At 34.2% G+C, this 18577-nt stretch carries 19 protein-coding genes; 12 read left to right on the forward strand and 7 right to left on the reverse strand.

Features of this window, described 5'->3' with window-relative positions; translation table 11 throughout:
* Positions 1 to 23 precede the first annotated feature (23 nt).
* Entirely contained in the window at positions 24 to 1382 is a 1359-nt protein-coding gene (gene glpT, locus JG553_RS12390) for a glycerol-3-phosphate transporter (protein ID WP_001010111.1), read from the reverse strand.
* A gap of 307 nt (positions 1383 to 1689) precedes the next feature.
* Here glpT and JG553_RS12395 point away from each other — a divergent pair, with 307 nt between their 5' ends.
* Genes JG553_RS12395 through JG553_RS12405 form a run of 3 tightly spaced genes read left to right on the forward strand, consistent with a single transcriptional unit; the run spans position 1690 to position 4271 of the window.
* Positions 1690 to 2616 (forward strand): VOC family protein, encoded by a 927-nt coding sequence (locus JG553_RS12395; RefSeq protein ID WP_001028221.1) that lies wholly within the window; start codon positions 1690 to 1692, stop codon positions 2614 to 2616.
* Positions 2617 to 2629: 13 nt separating this feature from the next.
* Positions 2630 to 3691: an LLM class flavin-dependent oxidoreductase gene (locus JG553_RS12400; protein WP_001096116.1), complete on the forward strand. Its 1062-nt coding sequence runs from the start codon at positions 2630 to 2632 to the stop codon at positions 3689 to 3691.
* Positions 3692 to 3704: 13 nt separating this feature from the next.
* Positions 3705 to 4271 carry an NADPH-dependent FMN reductase gene (locus JG553_RS12405; RefSeq protein ID WP_001028431.1) on the forward strand — a complete coding sequence of 189 codons (567 nt, stop codon included), beginning with the start codon at positions 3705 to 3707 and terminating at the stop codon, positions 4269 to 4271.
* 59 nt (positions 4272 to 4330) lie between these two features.
* Here the strand turns inward: JG553_RS12405 and JG553_RS12410 are convergent, their stop codons facing one another.
* Entirely contained in the window at positions 4331 to 5326 is a 996-nt protein-coding gene (locus JG553_RS12410; RefSeq protein WP_000157628.1) for a YeiH family protein, read from the reverse strand.
* 418 nt (positions 5327 to 5744) lie between these two features.
* Between JG553_RS12410 and JG553_RS12415 the strand changes: the two genes are divergently transcribed.
* The 4 genes from JG553_RS12415 to JG553_RS12430 all read left to right on the forward strand — a co-directional run bounded on the left by JG553_RS12415 (position 5745) and on the right by JG553_RS12430 (position 10331).
* Complete coding sequence (locus JG553_RS12415) at positions 5745 to 6290, forward strand: GNAT family N-acetyltransferase (protein WP_000467652.1); 546 nt, start codon at positions 5745 to 5747, stop codon at positions 6288 to 6290.
* Positions 6291 to 6557: 267 nt separating this feature from the next.
* On the forward strand, positions 6558 to 7412 hold the full coding sequence (gene efeO / locus JG553_RS12420; protein WP_000737196.1) for an iron uptake system protein EfeO: 855 nt from the start codon (positions 6558 to 6560) through the stop codon (positions 7410 to 7412).
* Positions 7409 to 8638, forward strand: coding sequence for an iron uptake transporter deferrochelatase/peroxidase subunit (gene efeB, locus JG553_RS12425; protein ID WP_000186217.1), 1230 nt, complete (start codon positions 7409 to 7411; stop codon positions 8636 to 8638). The genes efeO and efeB overlap by 4 nt, the downstream gene beginning before the upstream one ends.
* Complete coding sequence (locus tag JG553_RS12430) at positions 8619 to 10331, forward strand: FTR1 family iron permease (RefSeq protein ID WP_000683699.1); 1713 nt, start codon at positions 8619 to 8621, stop codon at positions 10329 to 10331. The genes efeB and JG553_RS12430 overlap by 20 nt, the downstream gene beginning before the upstream one ends.
* Before the next feature lie 92 nt (positions 10332 to 10423).
* Here the strand turns inward: JG553_RS12430 and tatC are convergent, their stop codons facing one another.
* The 3 genes from tatC to JG553_RS12445 all read right to left on the reverse strand — a co-directional run bounded on the left by tatC (position 10424) and on the right by JG553_RS12445 (position 11855).
* Positions 10424 to 11125, reverse strand: coding sequence for a twin-arginine translocase subunit TatC (gene tatC, locus JG553_RS12435; protein WP_001795631.1), 702 nt, complete (start codon positions 11123 to 11125; stop codon positions 10424 to 10426).
* A gap of 16 nt (positions 11126 to 11141) precedes the next feature.
* Positions 11142 to 11366 (reverse strand): twin-arginine translocase TatA/TatE family subunit, encoded by a 225-nt coding sequence (locus tag JG553_RS12440; protein ID WP_001794540.1) that lies wholly within the window; start codon positions 11364 to 11366, stop codon positions 11142 to 11144.
* A 99-nt stretch (positions 11367 to 11465) separates the two neighbouring features.
* The gene (locus JG553_RS12445; RefSeq protein WP_000886005.1) at positions 11466 to 11855 is read right to left on the reverse strand and encodes a DUF1398 domain-containing protein; all 390 of its coding nucleotides are present in this window, start codon (positions 11853 to 11855) and stop codon (positions 11466 to 11468) included.
* A gap of 240 nt (positions 11856 to 12095) precedes the next feature.
* On the opposite strand from JG553_RS12445, the gene JG553_RS12450 reads away from it, so the two are divergent.
* Genes JG553_RS12450 through JG553_RS12465 form a run of 4 tightly spaced genes read left to right on the forward strand, consistent with a single transcriptional unit; the run spans position 12096 to position 14505 of the window.
* On the forward strand, positions 12096 to 12299 hold the full coding sequence (locus JG553_RS12450; RefSeq protein WP_001246013.1) for a helix-turn-helix transcriptional regulator: 204 nt from the start codon (positions 12096 to 12098) through the stop codon (positions 12297 to 12299).
* On the forward strand, positions 12296 to 13009 hold the full coding sequence (locus tag JG553_RS12455; protein WP_000698752.1) for a DUF3169 family protein: 714 nt from the start codon (positions 12296 to 12298) through the stop codon (positions 13007 to 13009). Before JG553_RS12450 ends, JG553_RS12455 begins: the two co-directional genes overlap by 4 nt.
* Before the next feature lie 24 nt (positions 13010 to 13033).
* On the forward strand, positions 13034 to 13876 hold the full coding sequence (locus tag JG553_RS12460) for an ABC transporter ATP-binding protein (RefSeq protein ID WP_000209565.1): 843 nt from the start codon (positions 13034 to 13036) through the stop codon (positions 13874 to 13876).
* Entirely contained in the window at positions 13876 to 14505 is a 630-nt protein-coding gene (locus JG553_RS12465) for an ABC-2 transporter permease (protein ID WP_000677715.1), read from the forward strand. The genes JG553_RS12460 and JG553_RS12465 overlap by 1 nt, the downstream gene beginning before the upstream one ends.
* 366 nt (positions 14506 to 14871) lie before the next feature.
* Here JG553_RS12465 and JG553_RS12470 read toward each other — a convergent pair whose 3' ends face one another.
* The gene (locus JG553_RS12470; RefSeq protein ID WP_000245685.1) at positions 14872 to 16005 is read right to left on the reverse strand and encodes a low temperature requirement protein A; all 1134 of its coding nucleotides are present in this window, start codon (positions 16003 to 16005) and stop codon (positions 14872 to 14874) included.
* Positions 16006 to 16543: 538 nt separating this feature from the next.
* Between JG553_RS12470 and JG553_RS12475 the strand changes: the two genes are divergently transcribed.
* A complete protein-coding gene (locus tag JG553_RS12475) occupies positions 16544 to 17725 on the forward strand; it encodes an acetyl-CoA C-acetyltransferase (protein WP_000199070.1) in 1182 nt (393 codons plus the stop codon).
* Positions 17726 to 17807: 82 nt separating this feature from the next.
* On the opposite strand, the gene JG553_RS12480 is transcribed toward JG553_RS12475, so the two are convergent.
* Complete coding sequence (locus JG553_RS12480) at positions 17808 to 18560, reverse strand: cyclase family protein (RefSeq protein WP_000195907.1); 753 nt, start codon at positions 18558 to 18560, stop codon at positions 17808 to 17810.
* Positions 18561 to 18577 lie beyond the last annotated feature (17 nt).

The following is an 18577-nucleotide window of genomic DNA, read 5'->3' on the forward strand; positions in this document are numbered from 1 at the left end:
CATATGACTTTATTTTTTATCATTTAATGATGAACGGTTTCTTGTCCTACTTTATTCCAAGTGAGGATAAAGCTCAACATTGCAAACACACTAATTGCTGTTAATAAAATAAAACCGACATCCCATCCGAATTTATCAACTACAGCACCTAAGACGATGTTGGCCATTACAGCACCAAACAGATAACCAAATAATCCTGTTAATCCAGCTGCTGTGCCAGCTGCTTTTTTAGGTACATAATCTAATGCTTGTAAACCAATTAACATAACTGGTCCATATATTAAGAAACCAATGGCAATTAATGAGACATTGTCTAACCAAGCATTGCCTGGAGGATTTAACCAATAAATTAATACAAATACTGTGACACCTAACATAAAGAAGAAACCTGCAGGTCCACGACGACCTTTGAATAATTTATCAGAAATGTAACCACATAATAATGTACCAGGAATTCCAGCCCATTCGTATAAGAAGTATGCCCAACCTGATGCTTTTAAGTCGAAATGTTTTTCTTCACTTAAGTAGACTGGCGCCCAATCAAGTACACCATAACGCACGAAATAAACAAATATATTTGCAAAGGCAATTGCCCATACCCATTTATTGTTCAGTACATATTTAAATAAAATTTCTTTTGTAGTTAATTCTGTTTCTAATGTTTTCTTATCGCTTGTAGCAAAGTCATTTTTATAAATTTCGATTGGAGGTAAACCTTGAGATTGAGGTGTGTCTCTAATCAATACGTATGAAATTGCGGCAATGATAAGTGCTAAGAGTGCAGGGTAAATGAATACACCTTCGAAACCTTTTAAATAACCAAAGTTGATAAATGCAGTTGTTGTAATACCCCAAGCAGCAATAGGTGCCATAATACCTCCACCAACATTATGCGCAACGTTCCAAAGGGCAGTCTTACTTCCGCGTTCACTTACACTAAACCAGTGAACGAGAACACGGCCTGAAGGTGGCCAGCCCATACCTTGAAACCATCCATTTAAGAATAATAGGACAAACATAATACCGATACCTGATGTAAAGAACGGTACAAATCCCATTAACAAATTGACGATAGCAGTGAGTGCTAATCCAAGAACTAAGAATATCCGAGCATTGCTCCGATCACTTACAGTACCCATAAAGAACTTACTAAATCCATATGCGATGGAAACAGCAGAAAGTGCAAAACCTAGTTCCGCTTTTGTAAAACCTTGCTCTTGCAATGCCGGCATCGCTAACGAAAAGTTTTTACGTAATAAATAGTACCCAGCGTAACCGATGAAAATACCAAGAAATACTTGGAGACGTAATCGTTTATAGGTATCATCTATCTGATTTTCTGGCAAAGGCTTAATATGCTTTGCAGGTTTAAGAAAATTCATAAAATCCTCCTTAATATGTATTTATATGCATTTTGTGCGATAAACTTATATTAGACATGTATGAAAGCGTTGTCAATATGCTTTTGTGAAATCTTGCATATTTAGTTATTGAAGTATTTTATAAACATTTAGAAAAAATAAATTGCTACACATAAATTTATAATTATGCAATTATTATGTCGTTATACATACTAGCTGTGTATCTACGAATGAGTACAAACATATTTTTATTTGCAAGGGGTAAATGGCATATAACTATCTTTTTTATGTAAGCTGGTATAAAATTTATACTAATAGGAGGGATAGTATGAATATAGTAGGGCATCATCACATATCCATGTATACAAAAGATGCAAAACGTAATAAGGATTTTTACACAAATGTCCTTGGATTACGATTAGTTGAAAAGTCGGTTAATCAAGACAATCCTTCAATGTATCATTTGTTTTATGGGGACGAAGTAGGTACAGCCGGAACAATTTTAAGCTTTTTTGAAATTCCCAATGCGGGTCATAAGCAGCCAGGTACTGAAACGATTTATCGATTTTCATTATTAGTACCAAATCAAGCGGCACTTCATTATTTTGAAAAACGTCTTGAGAATAATGGTATTAAGTCTGAACGTTTGTACTATCTTGGACAAGAAGGTGTTGTCTTTAAAGATGAAGACGACTTAGAAATCATATTGCTTGTTAATGATAGTTTTGAAGTACCACATCAATGGCAACATAACGCTTATAGTGAAATACCTCAAGCATATCAAATTTTAGGAATAGGGCCAGTCGAATTAAGAGTTAGAAATGCAGCGCGTACGGTAGAATTTTTGGAAAATGTCTTAGGTTATCGCAAAAGAGATAATAAATCATTCGATGTGCTGACATTAGCACCACAAGGTTTATATTCGGATTTTGTAGTTATTGAGCAACAGGGACAACGTGAAAGACCTGGACGAGGTTATATCCATCATATTGCAGTTAATACACCACAAATGAGTGACTTAGATGCAATTTACAAGAAATTACAACAACAACCACAAAGTAATTCAGGTATAATTGATCGCTATTTCTTTAAATCATTATACTATCGCCATAATTCAATTATGTATGAATTTGCGACTGAAGCGCCTGGATTTACTATTGATACACCTGTTGAACAATTAGGAAGTCAATTGAACTTGCCTGACTTTTTAGAAGCAGAACGTGAACAAATTGAAAGTAAGTTACACGAAATATAAAGGAGAATGTTTAATGGCCAAATTAGAAATGAATAAAAATACGCCTCTTGAGTTTGGTTTGTATTCCTTAGGTGATCATTTATTGAATCCATTGAAAGGTGAAAAAGTTAGTTATGAGCAACGTATTAATGAAATTATTGAAGCAAGTAAATTAGCAGATGAAGCAGGTATTGATGTTTTTGCAGTTGGTGAAAGTCATCAGGAGCATTTTACAACACAGGCACATACGGTTGTGTTAGGTGCAATTGCCCAAGCGACAAAGCATATTAAAGTTTCAAGTTCTTCAACGATTATTAGTGCAACAGATCCTGTAAGAGTATTTGAAGACTTCGCGACATTAGATTTGATTTCTCATGGTAGAGCCGAAATTGTAGCTGGCAGAGCATCAAGAACAGGTATTTTTGACTTGTTTGGCTATGATTTAAAAGACTATGATGAATTGTTTGAAGAAAAATTAGGTTTACTTTTAGAGTTAAATAAAACTGAGCGTATTACTTGGTCTGGAAAATATCGTCCAGAACTTAGAAATATGAAAATATTCCCAAGACCAATCGATAATATATTGCCAATATGGCGTGCTGTTGGTGGTCCACCTGCAAGTGCTATTAAAGCGGGAAAACAAGGTGTGCCAATGATGATTACAACCCTTGGTGGCCCAGCAATGAACTTTAAAGGTTCTATAGATGCTTATCGTCAAGCGGCAACTGAAGCAGGTTTCGATGCTTCGCCTAAGTCTTTACCAGTAAGTACAGCGAGTCTGTTTTATACAGCTGAAACAACTCAGGATGCTATGAGAGAATTTTATCCACATTTGAATACAGGGATGTCATTTATTCGTGGTGTTGGTTATCCGAAACAGCAATTTGCTAATTCGTCAGATTATCGAGAAGCGCTAATGGTTGGAAGCCCGCAACAAATTATTGAAAAGATATTGTATCAACACGAGTTGTATGGTCATCAACGTTTTATGGCACAGCTTGATTTTGGCGGTGTGCCATTTGAAAATGTTATGAAGAATATTGAGTTAATTGGCAACGACATTATACCGGCGATTAAAAAGCATTTATCAAAATAGGAGGGGCGTCATCATGAATATTGTATTATTGTCAGGTTCCACAGTAGGTTCTAAAACGAGAATTGCTATGGATGATTTAAAAAATGAACTAGAAGTCATCAATGAGGGACATCAAATAGAGTTGATGGATTTACGAGAACTTGAATTAGAATTTAGCGTTGGAAAGAATTATCTAGATACTACAGGAGATGTATATAAATTAACGACGTCGTTAATGCAGGCTGATGTGATTTTTATTGGTTTTCCAATTTTTCAAGCTTCCATCCCTGGTGCTTTGAAAAATGTGTTTGATCTACTTCCAGTCAATGCGTTTCGTGACAAGGTAATAGGACTTGTAGCGACAGCAGGTTCTAGTAAACATTATTTAATTCCTGAAATGCATTTAAAACCAATATTGAGTTACATGAAAGCACATACGATGCAAACGTATGTATTTATTGAAGAGAAAGATTTTTCAAATCAACAAATTGTCAATGATGATGTTGTATTTCGGTTAAAAGCGTTGGCACAATCCACAATGCGAACTGCCAAAGTACAACAACAAGTGTTTGAAGAAGAAAACAACCAATACGACTTTTAAAGTATAAAAATAAGACGCTCGGCACACTAAATTTGTAAGTGTTTGAGCGTCTTTTCATATTAACTATATAGCCAATGAACGACGATAAAGGCAAGTGATGACAAGCATATTGAGGTAATAATGATTGTCATAAGCGGTTTAAGTGCGCGATTTTTAAGATCTTTAAATGCAACATTTAACCCTAAAGCAACCATGGCCATTAATAAGCAAATTGTTGATACAGTATTTAAAATATTTAGCAATGCTGACGGAATAGTTACATATGTATTCACTAAGGCCATAATGACAAATCCAATTAAAAAGTATGGAATGCTTATTCGACCCTTGTTAGATGATTCTGATGAACGGAAACGCATAATTAAAATAAGTACGATGGTTAATGGAATCAGTAAGAATACTCTACCAAGTTTACCAAGAAGTGCAATTTTAAGTGCATCACTACCACCAAAGCCACCAGCTAAGACAACGTGTGCAATTTCATGAAGACTAACACCAGACCAAGCGCCATAAACATTTGTCGTCATTGAAAAGATAGCGTAGATAGCTGTATATATAAGTGAAAATATCGTACCAATCAATGCGATGATACCGATACTAATAGCTGTATCCTTTTCACGTGATTTGAATATTGGAGCGACTGCGGCAATAGCAGCAGCACCACAAACGCCTGTGCCGACACCTAGTAATAATGCGATGTTTTTGTCACCATGCAACAGTTTGTTGACAAAGAGCATCATTACAATACTGAAAATAACGACACCTACATCGATGGCTAATAGTTTACTACCTTGACCGATAATATCGAATATATTGAGTTTAAGTCCATATAGGATGATTGCAAATCTTAATAAATATTTAGATGAAAACGTAATACCTGAGCTATATTGTTCAGGATATCCTCTAAAGTGACGATATAGAATAGCGATTAATATCGCGATAGTTAATGCGCCAACCTTATCTAGGATTGGCAATTTAGCTGCTAAAAAGCTAAATAATGCGACTATAAATGTTAGTGATAGCCCAATCATAAAATGCTTATTTTTCAATGATGCCATGAGCAGTGCCTCCTTTAATAGCATTTTAGCACTGTTTTGTCGTATTTTTAAATATAAATTTGGAATGAATAATAAAGTAGTGATTAAATTAAGTTGTGTGATAGGAAACTTGGACATCAATCAAAGTAATAGGCACTACAACGCTTATTGGCGGGGCCCCAACAAAGAAGCTGACGAAAAGTCAGCTTGCAATAATGTGCAAGTTGGGGATGGGCCCCAACATAGAGAAATTGGGTCCGTAATTTCTACAGACAATGCAAGTTGGCGGGGCCCCAACATAGAGAATTTCGAAAAGAAATTCTACAAGCAATGCAAGTTGGGGAAGGACAACAAATTTAAGATACAATGCGTAACATTAATATGTTATTATAATGATAATTTACAGAATTATATGAAAAATGAATGAGGATGTGATGGTATGTTTGGAATGAAAGTGAATGAACAAATAACATTAAAAATTTTAGAAGCTCATGACACAGAAGCGCTTTTCAATTTAGTCAATCGTTCAAGAAATTCACTTAGGGAATGGTTACCTTGGGTAGATGCAACTGAGCAACCATCAGATACGCGTGCATTTATTAAAAGAGGACTTTTGCAATTTGCTGATGGTAATGGATTTCAGTGTGGCATTTGGTATGAAGGAACGCTAGTTGGTGTCATCGGTTTACATGAAATTAATCACATGCACAGAAAAACTTCATTAGGGTACTATTTAGATAAAGAATTTGAGGGTCATGGGATTATGACACAAGCAGTTGAGGCATTGATAAAGTATTGTTTCGAAGAGCTTGACTTAAACCGAATTGAGATTAGTGCCGCAGTTAATAATGAAAAAAGCCGGGCTATTCCTGAAAGGCTGGGATTTACTAGAGAAGGTATGTTACGTGACAATGAATTACTAAATGGTATTTATTCATCGAGTTACATCTATAGTTTATTAAAATCAGAATACGACCAAAAATGACAAATTAGACTTACAAAAGAGTGATGACATTTAAAATGGCAGCGCTCTTTTATTTAATTTTTGAAAATAAAAGGTTGTTGACAGTATTATTTTATAACAATATAATGATTTTGATAATTATTATCAACTAGATGATGTTTATGGGAGGATGCTTTAAAACAGCCGTTTTAAGTGTAATGTATTATTTTAGCGTGTAGGGAATGCGAAAATAATATTTATAAGAACACATCTATGGGGATAATAGAATTTCTATAATGAGGTGTCAAAATGAAAAAGTTAACAACGCTATTATTAGCATCAACGTTATTAATTGCTGCATGTGGGAACGACGATAGTAAGAAGGATGATTCAAAGACATCGAAAAAAGATGATGGTGTTAAAGCAGAATTAAAACAAGCAACAAAAGCATATGATAAATATACTGATGAACAGTTAAATGAATTTTTAAAAGGTACAGAAAAATTTGTTAAAGCGATTGAAAATAATGATATGGCCCAAGCAAAAGCGTTATATCCAAAAGTTCGTATGTATTATGAACGCTCTGAACCAGTTGCAGAAGCATTTGGAGATTTAGATCCTAAAATTGATGCACGTCTTGCAGATATGAAAGAAGAGAAAAAGGAAAAAGAATGGTCAGGATATCATAAGATTGAAAAAGCATTATACGAAGATAAGAAAATTGATGATGTGACTAAAAAAGATGCACAACAATTATTGAAAGATGCAAAAGAATTGCATGCCAAAGCTGATACATTAGATATCACACCAAAATTAATGTTACAAGGTTCTGTTGACCTATTAAATGAAGTTGCAACTTCTAAAATCACAGGTGAAGAAGAAATTTATTCACATACAGATTTATATGATTTTAAAGCGAACGTTGAAGGCGCACAAAAAATTTATGACTTATTTAAACCTATTTTAGAGAAAAAAGATAAAAAATTAAGTGATGATATCCAAATGAACTTCGATAAAGTGAATCAATTATTGGATAAATATAAAGATAACAACGGCGGTTATGAGTCATTTGAAAAAGTATCGAAGAAAGACCGTAAAGCATTTGCGGATGCTGTTAATGCATTAGGAGAGCCACTAAGTAAAATGGCTGTGATTACTGAATGACAAATTATGAACAAGTTAACGATAGTACGCAATTTTCAAGACGTACATTTTTGAAAATGTTAGGTATTGGCGGTGCCGGTGTTGCAATTGGCGCAAGTGGTGTTGGTAGCATGTGGTCTTTCAAATCAATGTTCAATACACCAGAAGATCCGGAAAAAGATGCGTATGAATTTTATGGTAAAGTGCAACCAGGCATTACCACACCCACGCAAAAAACATGCAATTTCGTTGCGTTAGATTTGAAGTCAAAAGATAGAGATGCAATTAAGGCAATGTTTAAAAAGTGGACGGTTATGGCTGATCGTATGATGGATGGTGATACAGTTGGCAAGCCGAGTAACAATCCTTTAATGCCACCAGTAGATACCGGTGAATCGATAGGATTAGGTGCAAGCAAGTTAACGATTACCTTTGGGATTAGTAAGTCTTTGATGAAGAAAATTGGGTTATCTAGTAAAATTCCCGATGCCTTTAAAGATTTACCGCATTTTCCGAATGATCAGTTAATAGACGATTACAGCGATGGTGATATTATGATTCAAGCATGCTCAAATGATTCGCAAGTATCCTTTCATGCGGTTCATAATTTAGTTCGTCCATTTCGAGATATTGTTAAGGTACGTTGGGCGCAATCTGGTTTTATCTCTGCTAAAGGTAAGGAAACACCTAGAAATTTAATGGCATTTAAAGATGGAACAATTAATCCTAGGAAGAATAATCAACTTAAAGATTATGTGTTTATTGATGACGGATGGGCGAAACATGGAACTTATTGCGTTGTCAGACGTATTCAAATACACATTGAAACGTGGGATCGTACTGCGCTGGAAGAACAAGAGGCTACATTTGGTCGGAAACGACATAGTGGTGCACCGTTAACAGGTGGGAAAGAGTTTGATGAAATTGACTTAAAAGCGAAAGATAGTCATGGCGAGTATATTATTGATAAAGATGCCCATACGAGGCTAGCGAAAGAAGCAAATACGTCAATTTTACGTAGAGCCTTTAATTATGTGGATGGTACGGATGACCGCACAGGTAACTTCGAAACAGGCTTACTTTTTATTGCTTTTCAAAAAGCGACAAAACAATTTATCGATATACAAAATAATTTAGGTAGTAATGATAAATTAAATGAATATATTACACATAGAGGTTCTGCTTCATTTTTAGTATTACCAGGTGTTAGTAAGGGAGGATACCTTGGTGAAACATTATTTGACTAAATTTGTAGCAATGCTAATAACTGCTGCTATGGTGTGTAGCTTTGGGTTACTGAAAAGTCAGGCAGCAGAACAACAAAGTATTAGTGATGTATATAGTGTGATAACGGATGCGAAATCTGCACTTTCTAATAATTCGATATCGAATGACAATAAGCAGAAAGCAATTGAGCAAGTGGTAAGTGCAGTTAAGAAATTATCGCTTGAAGATAATAGTGAAAGTAATGCTGTCAAATCAGATGTGAGAAAGCTTGAAGATGCAAAAGCGAATGATAATCAAAAAGATACACTTTCGCAATTAACGAAGTCATTAATTGCTTATGAAGAGAAATTGGCTAGTAAAGATGCGGGTTCTAAAATTAAACTATTGCAACAGCAAGTCGATGCTAAAGATGCTGCGATGACAAAAGCGATTAAAGATAAAAATAAAGCGGAATTAGAATCTTTGAACAATAGTTTGAATCAGATTTGGACAAGTAATGAAACAGTGATTCGCAATTATGACGCAAATCAATATGGACAAATTGAAGTCGCATTATTACAACTTAGAATTGCAATTCATAAGTCACCATTAGATACGGCAAAAGTGTCACATGCTTGGACAACTTTTAAATCAAATATTGATCATGTCGATAAAAAAAGTAATACGTCTGCAAATGATCAATACCATGTATCACAATTAAATGATGCGTTAGAGAAGGCGATTAAAGCTATCGACGACAATCAATTGTCGGATGCTGATGCTGCGCTTACACATTTTATAGAAACTTGGCCGTATGTTGAAGGTCAAATTCAAACTAAAGACGGTGCTTTGTATACGAAAATTGAAGATAAAATACCATATTATCAAAGTGTATTAGACGAACATAATAAAGCACATGTGAAAGATGGTTTAGTAGATTTAAATAACCAAATTAAAGAGGTTGTTGGCCATAGTTATAGCTTCGTCGATGTGATGATTATCTTTTTACGTGAAGGGCTAGAAGTGTTGTTAATTGTAATGACATTGACTACCATGACGCGTAATGTAAAAGATAAGAAAGGGACTGCAAGTGTGATTGGTGGTGCAATTGCCGGACTTGTACTGAGTATTATCTTAGCAATTACGTTTGTAGAAACTTTAGGGAATAGTGGCATTCTTCGTGAAAGTATGGAAGCGGGATTAGGTATCGTTGCGGTCATATTAATGTTTATCGTTGGTGTTTGGATGCACAAACGTTCAAATGCAAAACGTTGGAATGACATGATTAAAAATATGTATGCTAATGCGATTAGTAATGGTAATTTGGTATTGTTAGCGACGATTGGTTTAATATCTGTGTTGCGTGAAGGTGTCGAGGTTATCATTTTCTATATGGGGATGATAGGTGAGCTAGCGACCAAAGATTTTATTATTGGTATTGCTTTAGCTATCGTTATTTTAATCATCTTTGCATTATTATTTAGATTTATAGTTAAATTAATACCTATTTTCTATATATTTAGAGTGTTGTCGATCTTTATTTTTATTATGGGATTCAAAATGCTTGGCGTAAGTATTCAAAAGTTACAATTATTAGGTGCGATGCCAAGACATGTTATTGAAGGATTCCCAACGATTAACTGGTTGGGCTTTTATCCAAGTTATGAACCATTGATAGCACAAGGTGCTTATATTATGGTAGTTGCTATCTTAATCTTTAAATTTAAAAAATAAAAAACAGGCCGAGTGCCTGTTTTTTTTGTTGCTATATTGGAAATATTCGGTATTGCAGTATAACGATAATCACAGCATTGATTCGTATAAGGTTAATGTGTTGGCGGTTTGCCTCGGCATGTGAACTTAACGATGAACATACTGAACTCAAAGAGCAATATGAGTGGCAATGTGAGTAATATATTTAATGTTAAATCGGGTGGTGCAATGATACTTGCTAATACAAAGCAAGCGAAATAAATATATTTACGATAATGTTTCAATGATGTGGTATCTATAAGACCGAATTTTGCAAGACCCATAAATAATATTGGTAATTGAAATAGAAGACCAAATGTGAATAACCAACGTATGAGTTCAATCAAATATGCTTTAAAGCCAATGACAGGCGAAATGTTTAAAGTTAATGATAATTTTAACGCGAATTGAATGATCATTGGAAAGCCAACATAAAATGCAAAAGCGACGCCAGCACAGAATAATAACACGCTGAAAAAACTATATTTATAAATAAATTGACGTTCATTATTATGTAATCCAGGTGCAATGAATGCCCACAATTGATAAAACATGACTGGTGAAATGAAACAAAACGCGATGAAAAATATAATCATCACGTATATTTGTATCATTTCTGTGAATGAAAATGCATGTAAGGACACATGTGCACGGGTAATATACGTTATGAATGGTGTCATCCACCAAAATGATGAAACATATACGACGATGACCGTAATGACGAACGACAATAAAATTTTTACTAACCGATGGCGTAGTTCGCTAAAGTGAACCAGTAAGGTGTGGTCAGTGCTATTGCTCTCGCTGTTGTTTCGATTCCTTACTGGGTGTATCGTGAGACTCTTTATCTAAATCTTCTGTTGCAGATTTAAATTCTTTTAAAGTAGAACCGATGGCACGGCCAAATTGTGGTAATTTTTTCGGACCAAAAATAATTAAAGCGATAATGCTAATGACGACAAGACTTGTTGGGCCTGTGATGCCTAAAATAAAAGTGTTAGTTATCATGATAATCAACCTCACTCATAAGTAGTATATAGTATTTACTTTATACCGAACGATAATGATTATCAATAAAATTTTATGAAATAATTAAAATGTTGCTATAAATATAGTTTATTGAGGGATTAATTCTGAAATAACAGCTTGGTCTTGCAAGTCGATATAAGTACAAGTGCCCGCTTGAATATCGATATGCCATTTATAAATGCCAGCTTCAGCCATTTCATCACAAAATGTTTCAAAATCTGTTTGCCCTTGTTGATGTCTAGTTAAGACGTCTTGAACTATTGTTTTGTTTGATTTTTGAGCAACAGGATGATTACTTTTTACAGATGACGTAACGATATCATCTTCTGATTGATGTACGTATGTTGCAGTGCCATCTTGAATGTTGACGATATTGTAAGTCATCCCCATATCTTTAAAAGCTTTGAATAGTTTTGGAAAGTCAACACCAGTAAATTGTTGATGTGCTTGTTGAATTGCAGATAATGTAAATGCCATAATAGTCTCCTTTGAATGGTTTGATTTAGTGAAAATGCGTGCATCATACTAAAATTAGAATGCTGTTAATTATGCAGGAAGGTGTAACGAAAGTAAACAATTATGACTTGTAGGCGTTGAGGTGTTTGTTTCAAAATGTCATACATAGGTGGATAATCATATTTTTTGGTGTAGATTTGACAAATATAGTTGTCAAAAAGACGCATATCATTTACAGTGTAATTAAGGAGTTGATGCGATGTGCGTAATCGATTGAAAGAATTACGAGCACGAGATGGCTTAAACCAAACGCAACTTGCTAAACAAGCGGGCGTTTCAAGACAAACCATATCGCTAATTGAGCGAAACAATTTTATGCCATCAGTATTAACGGCAATAAAAATTGCTCGCATTTTCAATGAAACGGTGGAAACTGTTTTTATTATTGAGGAGGATGAGGCATGAAAATACTAAGATATATCGGATATCTTTTACTGGGTGGACTTGTAGGGGGTATCATAGGTGGAATTTTAGGTAATTTTGATGGATTTGGTATTGAGAACTTGACGTTTGCGACATATAACAATGTCGTTGTAATATCGATTGTTGCGACGATTATTATCATATTGGTAGAAGCCATTGTTTTGATGAATCAAAGACGTGCATTGAAGTATAAGCAACTTGTAGATAAAGAGGTAGATATCGATGCAACAGATCAATATGAGTTGCTTGCGAATCGTTATGTTTTAAATGGAAGTATATTAAGTATTCTGCAGACAGTTATTGCTTTTTTAGTATTGCTTATTTTTGTGGTAGGGCACGCTGCAGCAAATGCAATACTATTCTTTTTAATACCATTTTTTGCTAGTGCTATTTTCAATACACAATTTACACTGTTTAATAGAAGGTTTGATGACAGAATACCAAAAATTGCAGATAAGAATTACACTGAAAAGCGATTGGAAATATTGGATGAAGGTGAACGCCATATAGAATTAATTGCATTATTTAAAACATATGCGATCAACTTATCAATATTGATACTAGCCATTGTAGTAATTGGGCTTTATTCAATTACTACTGGAATTAATCAAAGCTTTAGTTTGCTACTTATCATTGCTATTTTCATATATAACGCCTTTAGTTATTTATTGAAGAGAAGACGTTTTTATTAAAATTAAACAAAGAGGAGCATGGATATGACAACATTGTTAAACGTAGATAGTGTGAACAAACAATACAAAGATTCGGATTTTAAATTGCAAGATGCATCTTTAACGATTTCTACTAATGAGACAGTTGGATTAATTGGGAAAAATGGCTCAGGTAAATCGACATTAATTAATATTCTAGTAGGCAATCGACATAAAGATAACGGTAGTATCACATTTTTTGGAGAAGAACATACCGTGGATGATGTCGAATATAAAGAACACATAGGTGTAGTGTTTGATGATTTGAGAGTGCCTAATAAATTGACTATTAAAGATATTGATAAAGTATTTCAATCTATTTATATGACTTGGAATAGTCAAAAATTCTTTGATTTAATCAAATATTTCGAGTTACCACTACAAACTAAAATTAAAACTTTTTCAAGAGGGATGCGAATGAAGATAGCTTTAACGATTGCGCTTTCTCATGATGTGAAGTTATTAATCTTAGATGAAGCAACTGCAGGTATGGATGTTTCTGGAAGAGAAGAAGTAATGGAAATACTAGAAGATTTTGTCGCACAAGGTGGAGGCATCTTAATATCATCGCATATTTCTGAAGATATAGAACATTTAGCTGATAAATTAGTGTTTATGAAAGATGGACGAATGATTTTAACTGAACAGAAAGATATACTTTTAGCACAATATGGAATTGTTACGACAGAAGATAAAGATGTTGAAATTCCTAAGCATTTAATCATTGCTTCTAGATTGTCAAAGGGGAAATATCAAATTTTAGTTAAAGATTATGCAGAAATTGAAAATGCAGAGCCTTTAAAACACATTGATGACGCTACAAAAATCATAATGCGAGGTGAAGTATAATGAAAGGTATGTTCCTAAGTAGTTTTTATGCAACGAGAAAGCAAACATATATTTATTTTATAGTCGCTATTATAGCTGCAGGATACTTTGCAGTATTTAATCCGTTGATGAGTTCGGCAATGGCTGGGGTTATGTTAATCACACCTATTACTGATAATATTAAACATGAAAAAGACTCAAGATGGATGTATTATGTATCTACTTTACCGGTTAAACGTAGTGATTATATTAAGTCATACTTTGCCTTTTATTTAATCTTATTCGGTGCAAGTTTAATGATTGGATTAGTTGTGACTACGATTGTGACCCAAAGTGTGATGATTGGTATTATGTCAGGTTTAATGAGTTTTGGTATCATAGGGGCATACTCTATCATTTTCCCATTGACATTTAAATTTGGCGCTGAAAACTCCAATGTCATTATGATATGTGCATCTATACTACTACTTATTTCTTTCGTGGTCTTTTTCTTTATATATGGTATGGTTAGTGGTGCATCTGCATTAGAATTTGAAAAAATTAGCACTGAAGGATGGCTAGTTGTCATAGCATATGCGGTCATTGGTATAGTTATAACGAGCGTTTCTTATATGTTGTCTATTAAAATTTTTAACAAACAAGAACTATAATTGTCGATTTTGGTGATGATAGTATTTGAAATAATATTTAGAGCAGGTGATAAATCTTTACGATTGTCATCTGTTCTTTTTGGTGTGGAATGAAATGTGGGGGATAAGTATAGGTGACATATCTATATTGATTTATTTGTTTTGAGGTGGTTATGTTGTGTGGGAATTATTTCCTTTTAGATAGCGGGGATTAGAGGATATATGTTATTTATAAGTATCATTTGATGATTGTATAGGCTAACGATTTCCTCGGAAATATTTAAAAACCTCGATCATGTAGCATAACTGAAGTTTGTCACAAAAGTATAATGTGAAGTTCGACACTTTTGGATTCAGTTCAAATACTTTGACCGAGGTAAATACTATTTATTCATGTTTATTACGTAGACGTTGATTTTTAAAATAAATCAGCATGATGCAGAAGGTTGCAACTGATACTGAGATAATCATTACATGGTCGTGACCTTTAAATAAAAGGCTGACAATATAAGACATAACGAGTATACCTAGTGAATATGAAATATACTTCGCGTTTGTCAGTTCATTATGGAAATAAGGCGTGATTAACCATAATCCAATATAGAATATTAAAACACTGATATACATCATATTAATTTCAAACAAGTCATTTAGTTTATTGTTATTACTAAAAACAATTGCAGCATTAATCACACCTAAAGCGATATTGATTAATAGATGCGTATACGATAAACGGAAACCGATAGATGTTAATTTATGATTAATATAATTTTCAGTAATGATCCAATATACACCGAAAAGACTAATTAAAATCATAAATTGGAATATATAAATGTAACTAAAATGATCAATGCTAAATGATGACGAAGCTAAACCAACCAGTACCTCGCCAAAGATAATAATTGTTAGTAACGAAAAACGTTCTACTAAATGCATCATATTAACAGGTGATAATACAAGATATTTCTGAAATGGAATAAGTCCTGTCGCTGCAATGAATACGCCTAAAAATCCAGGGATGTAATGGATACTTTGTGGTAGTACTAATGATAGAAATGATAAAAATGAAATCACAAAGGCTACGCTCGCAAAAGCTTGACATGTACGCTTATCGCCATAATCTAACCCTGTACGTATATGTAATAAATACTGTAATCCGATACTTAAATACATAATTGCCACGCATAAGAAGAATGGGAAGAATGTCTTTTCAAAGTCCGGATATAGGCTGTTAGATAGGAAGACCATGATGAACATATTAAACATCATAAACGAGACGTCTTTGAATGTAACTTGACCAAATCGATTTGTAAAAAATGTTTGATGAGACCACATTAACCATAAGAACAAACTCATGACGATGTATTTGAAAAATAAATCAGCTGAAATGGAACCGTTTTGTGTTGTTAAAATCACATGTGCAATTTTTTGAATGGCATAGACGAAAATTAAATCAAAGAACAACTCATGGAATCCTGCACGCTTTTCAGCTAAATGTTTTGGTGTTAATGCATTAACCATAAAATTTTAACTCCTTTAAGATGTGTAATTAATTTACTAAGTATACTATTTATTTTTTCTAGTGAATAGGGGCAGATTTGGCGATGAAGTGGAAGGAGAGGTGACTGCAAGGTAATTGCGGAATTAACAATCATCAGCGATTTAATATTTGACTGGAGACGTCATGGTAATAAAAAATTGATGAGAAATTGATGGTGAAACCAGCTGTGAATAGCGATGCAATGATAGATAGAATTTAATTAGAGTCATTACGCGAAATGATTAATGATAATTTGTGGTAAATCAAAGCATAATTTTGTACTATAGATGAGGATGATAGAGCATATTTAAGAGGGTGAAATGTTAAAGTGAAACCGTTTACGTTTCCGATTGCCCAAACAAATTACATCATTGTATAATATGATTTGTTAAATGCATAACAAGAATGAAAATGTAACATACGTAGCAATTGGTTTCATAAATTGGATGTTAGTGGCGTATTGGTTCATTAGACGTATTAGTAATAAAATTGTATATATCATAAGGAGATGAATATGACATGACGAGAGTCGTATTAGCAGCAGCATACAGGACACCTATTGGCGTTTTTGGAGGTGCGTTTAAAGACGTGCCAGCCTATGATTTAGGTGCGACTTTAATAGAACATATTATTAAAGAGACGGGTTTGAATCCAAGTGAGATTGATGAAGTTATCATCGGTAACGTACTACAAGCAGGACAAGGACAAAATCCAGCACGAATTGCTGCTATGAAAGGTGGCTTGCCAGAAACAGTACCTGCATTTACGGTGAATAAAGTATGTGGTTCTGGGTTAAAGTCGATTCAATTAGCATATCAATCTATTGTGACTGGTGAAAATGACATCGTGCTAGCTGGCGGTATGGAGAATATGTCTCAATCACCAATGCTTGTCAACAACAGTCGCTTTGGTTTTAAAATGGGACATCAATCAATGGTTGATAGCATGGTATATGATGGTTTAACAGATGTATTTAATCAATATCATATGGGTATTACTGCTGAAAATTTAGTAGAGCAATATGGTATTTCAAGAGAAGAACAAGATACATTTGCTGTAAACTCACAACAAAAAGCAGTACGTGCACAGCAAAATGGTGAATTTGATAGTGAAATAGTTCCAGTATCGATTCCTCAACGTAAAGGTGAACCAATCGTAGTCACTAAGGATGAAGGTGTACGTGAAAATGTATCAGTCGAAAAATTAAGTCGATTAAGACCAGCTTTCAAAAAAGACGGTACAGTTACAGCAGGTAATGCATCAGGAATCAATGATGGTGCTGCGATGATGTTAGTCATGTCAGAAGACAAAGCTAAAGAATTAAATATCGAACCATTGGCAGTGCTTGATGGCTTTGGAAGTCATGGTGTAGATCCTTCTATTATGGGTATTGCACCAGTTGGCGCTGTAGAAAAGGCTTTGAAACGTAGTAAAAAAGAATTAAGCGATATTGATGTATTTGAATTAAATGAAGCATTTGCAGCACAATCATTAGCTGTTGATCGTGAATTAAAATTACCTCCTGAAAAGGTGAATGTTAAAGGTGGCGCTATTGCATTAGGACATCCTATTGGTGCATCTGGTGCTAGAGTATTAGTGACATTATTGCATCAACTGAATGATGAAGTTGAAACTGGTTTAACATCATTGTGTATTGGTGGCGGTCAAGCTATCGCTGCAGTTGTATCAAAGTATAAATAATAAGAAAACAGGTTATCACAACAGTATTAATTACATGTTGGCATAACCTGTTTTTATTTGTTTATGGATTTATTGGGTAATATTAGTCATTTGATGGTTTAATTGCAAATGCTCTAACAGGGAACCCAGGTGCATCTTTTGGTTTAGGGCTGATAGCGTAAATGATGGCGCCACGAGTTGGTAATTGATCTAAATTAGTTAATAACTCGACTTGGTATTTATCCTGACCAAGAATATAACGTTCGCCAACTAAATCACCATTTTTTACAACGTCCACAGATGCATCGGTATCGAATGTTTCATGACCAACAGCTTCAACACGACGTTCTTCAATTAAGTACTTCAAAGCATCTAATCCCCAACCCGGTGCATGTTGTTGTCCGTTCGCATCTTTGTTTTCAAACTTTTCAATATTAGGCCAACGTTTTGACCAATCGGTACGAAGTGCAACAAAAGTGCCAGGTTCAATAGTACCATGCTCTTTTTCCCATGCTTCTATATGCGCACGTGTTACGATGAAATCATTGTTGTTCGCTACTTCTGTTGAAAAGTCTAATACAATTAACGGCAATACCAATTCTTTTAAATCAATGTCTTCTAAATAACGTTTATTCTCGACAAAGTGAATTGGTGCATCAATGTGAGTACCATATTGCGTTACAATATTCCAACGTTGCACATAGAAACCATGATCTTTAACCGTGAATAAAGTTGAAACTTCGCCTTTTTCAAACTCACTAAAACGTGGTATTTCCGGATCAAATGTATGCGTTAAATCAACCCAAGTTGCTTGTTTTAAAGTATTTAATTGTTGCCATAAAGGATATTGTGTCATAAAATCACCCGTTTTTA

This window comes from Staphylococcus sp. T93 (genome assembly GCF_016743875.1).
Taxonomy (GTDB): Bacteria; Bacillota; Bacilli; order Staphylococcales; family Staphylococcaceae; genus Staphylococcus; species Staphylococcus aureus.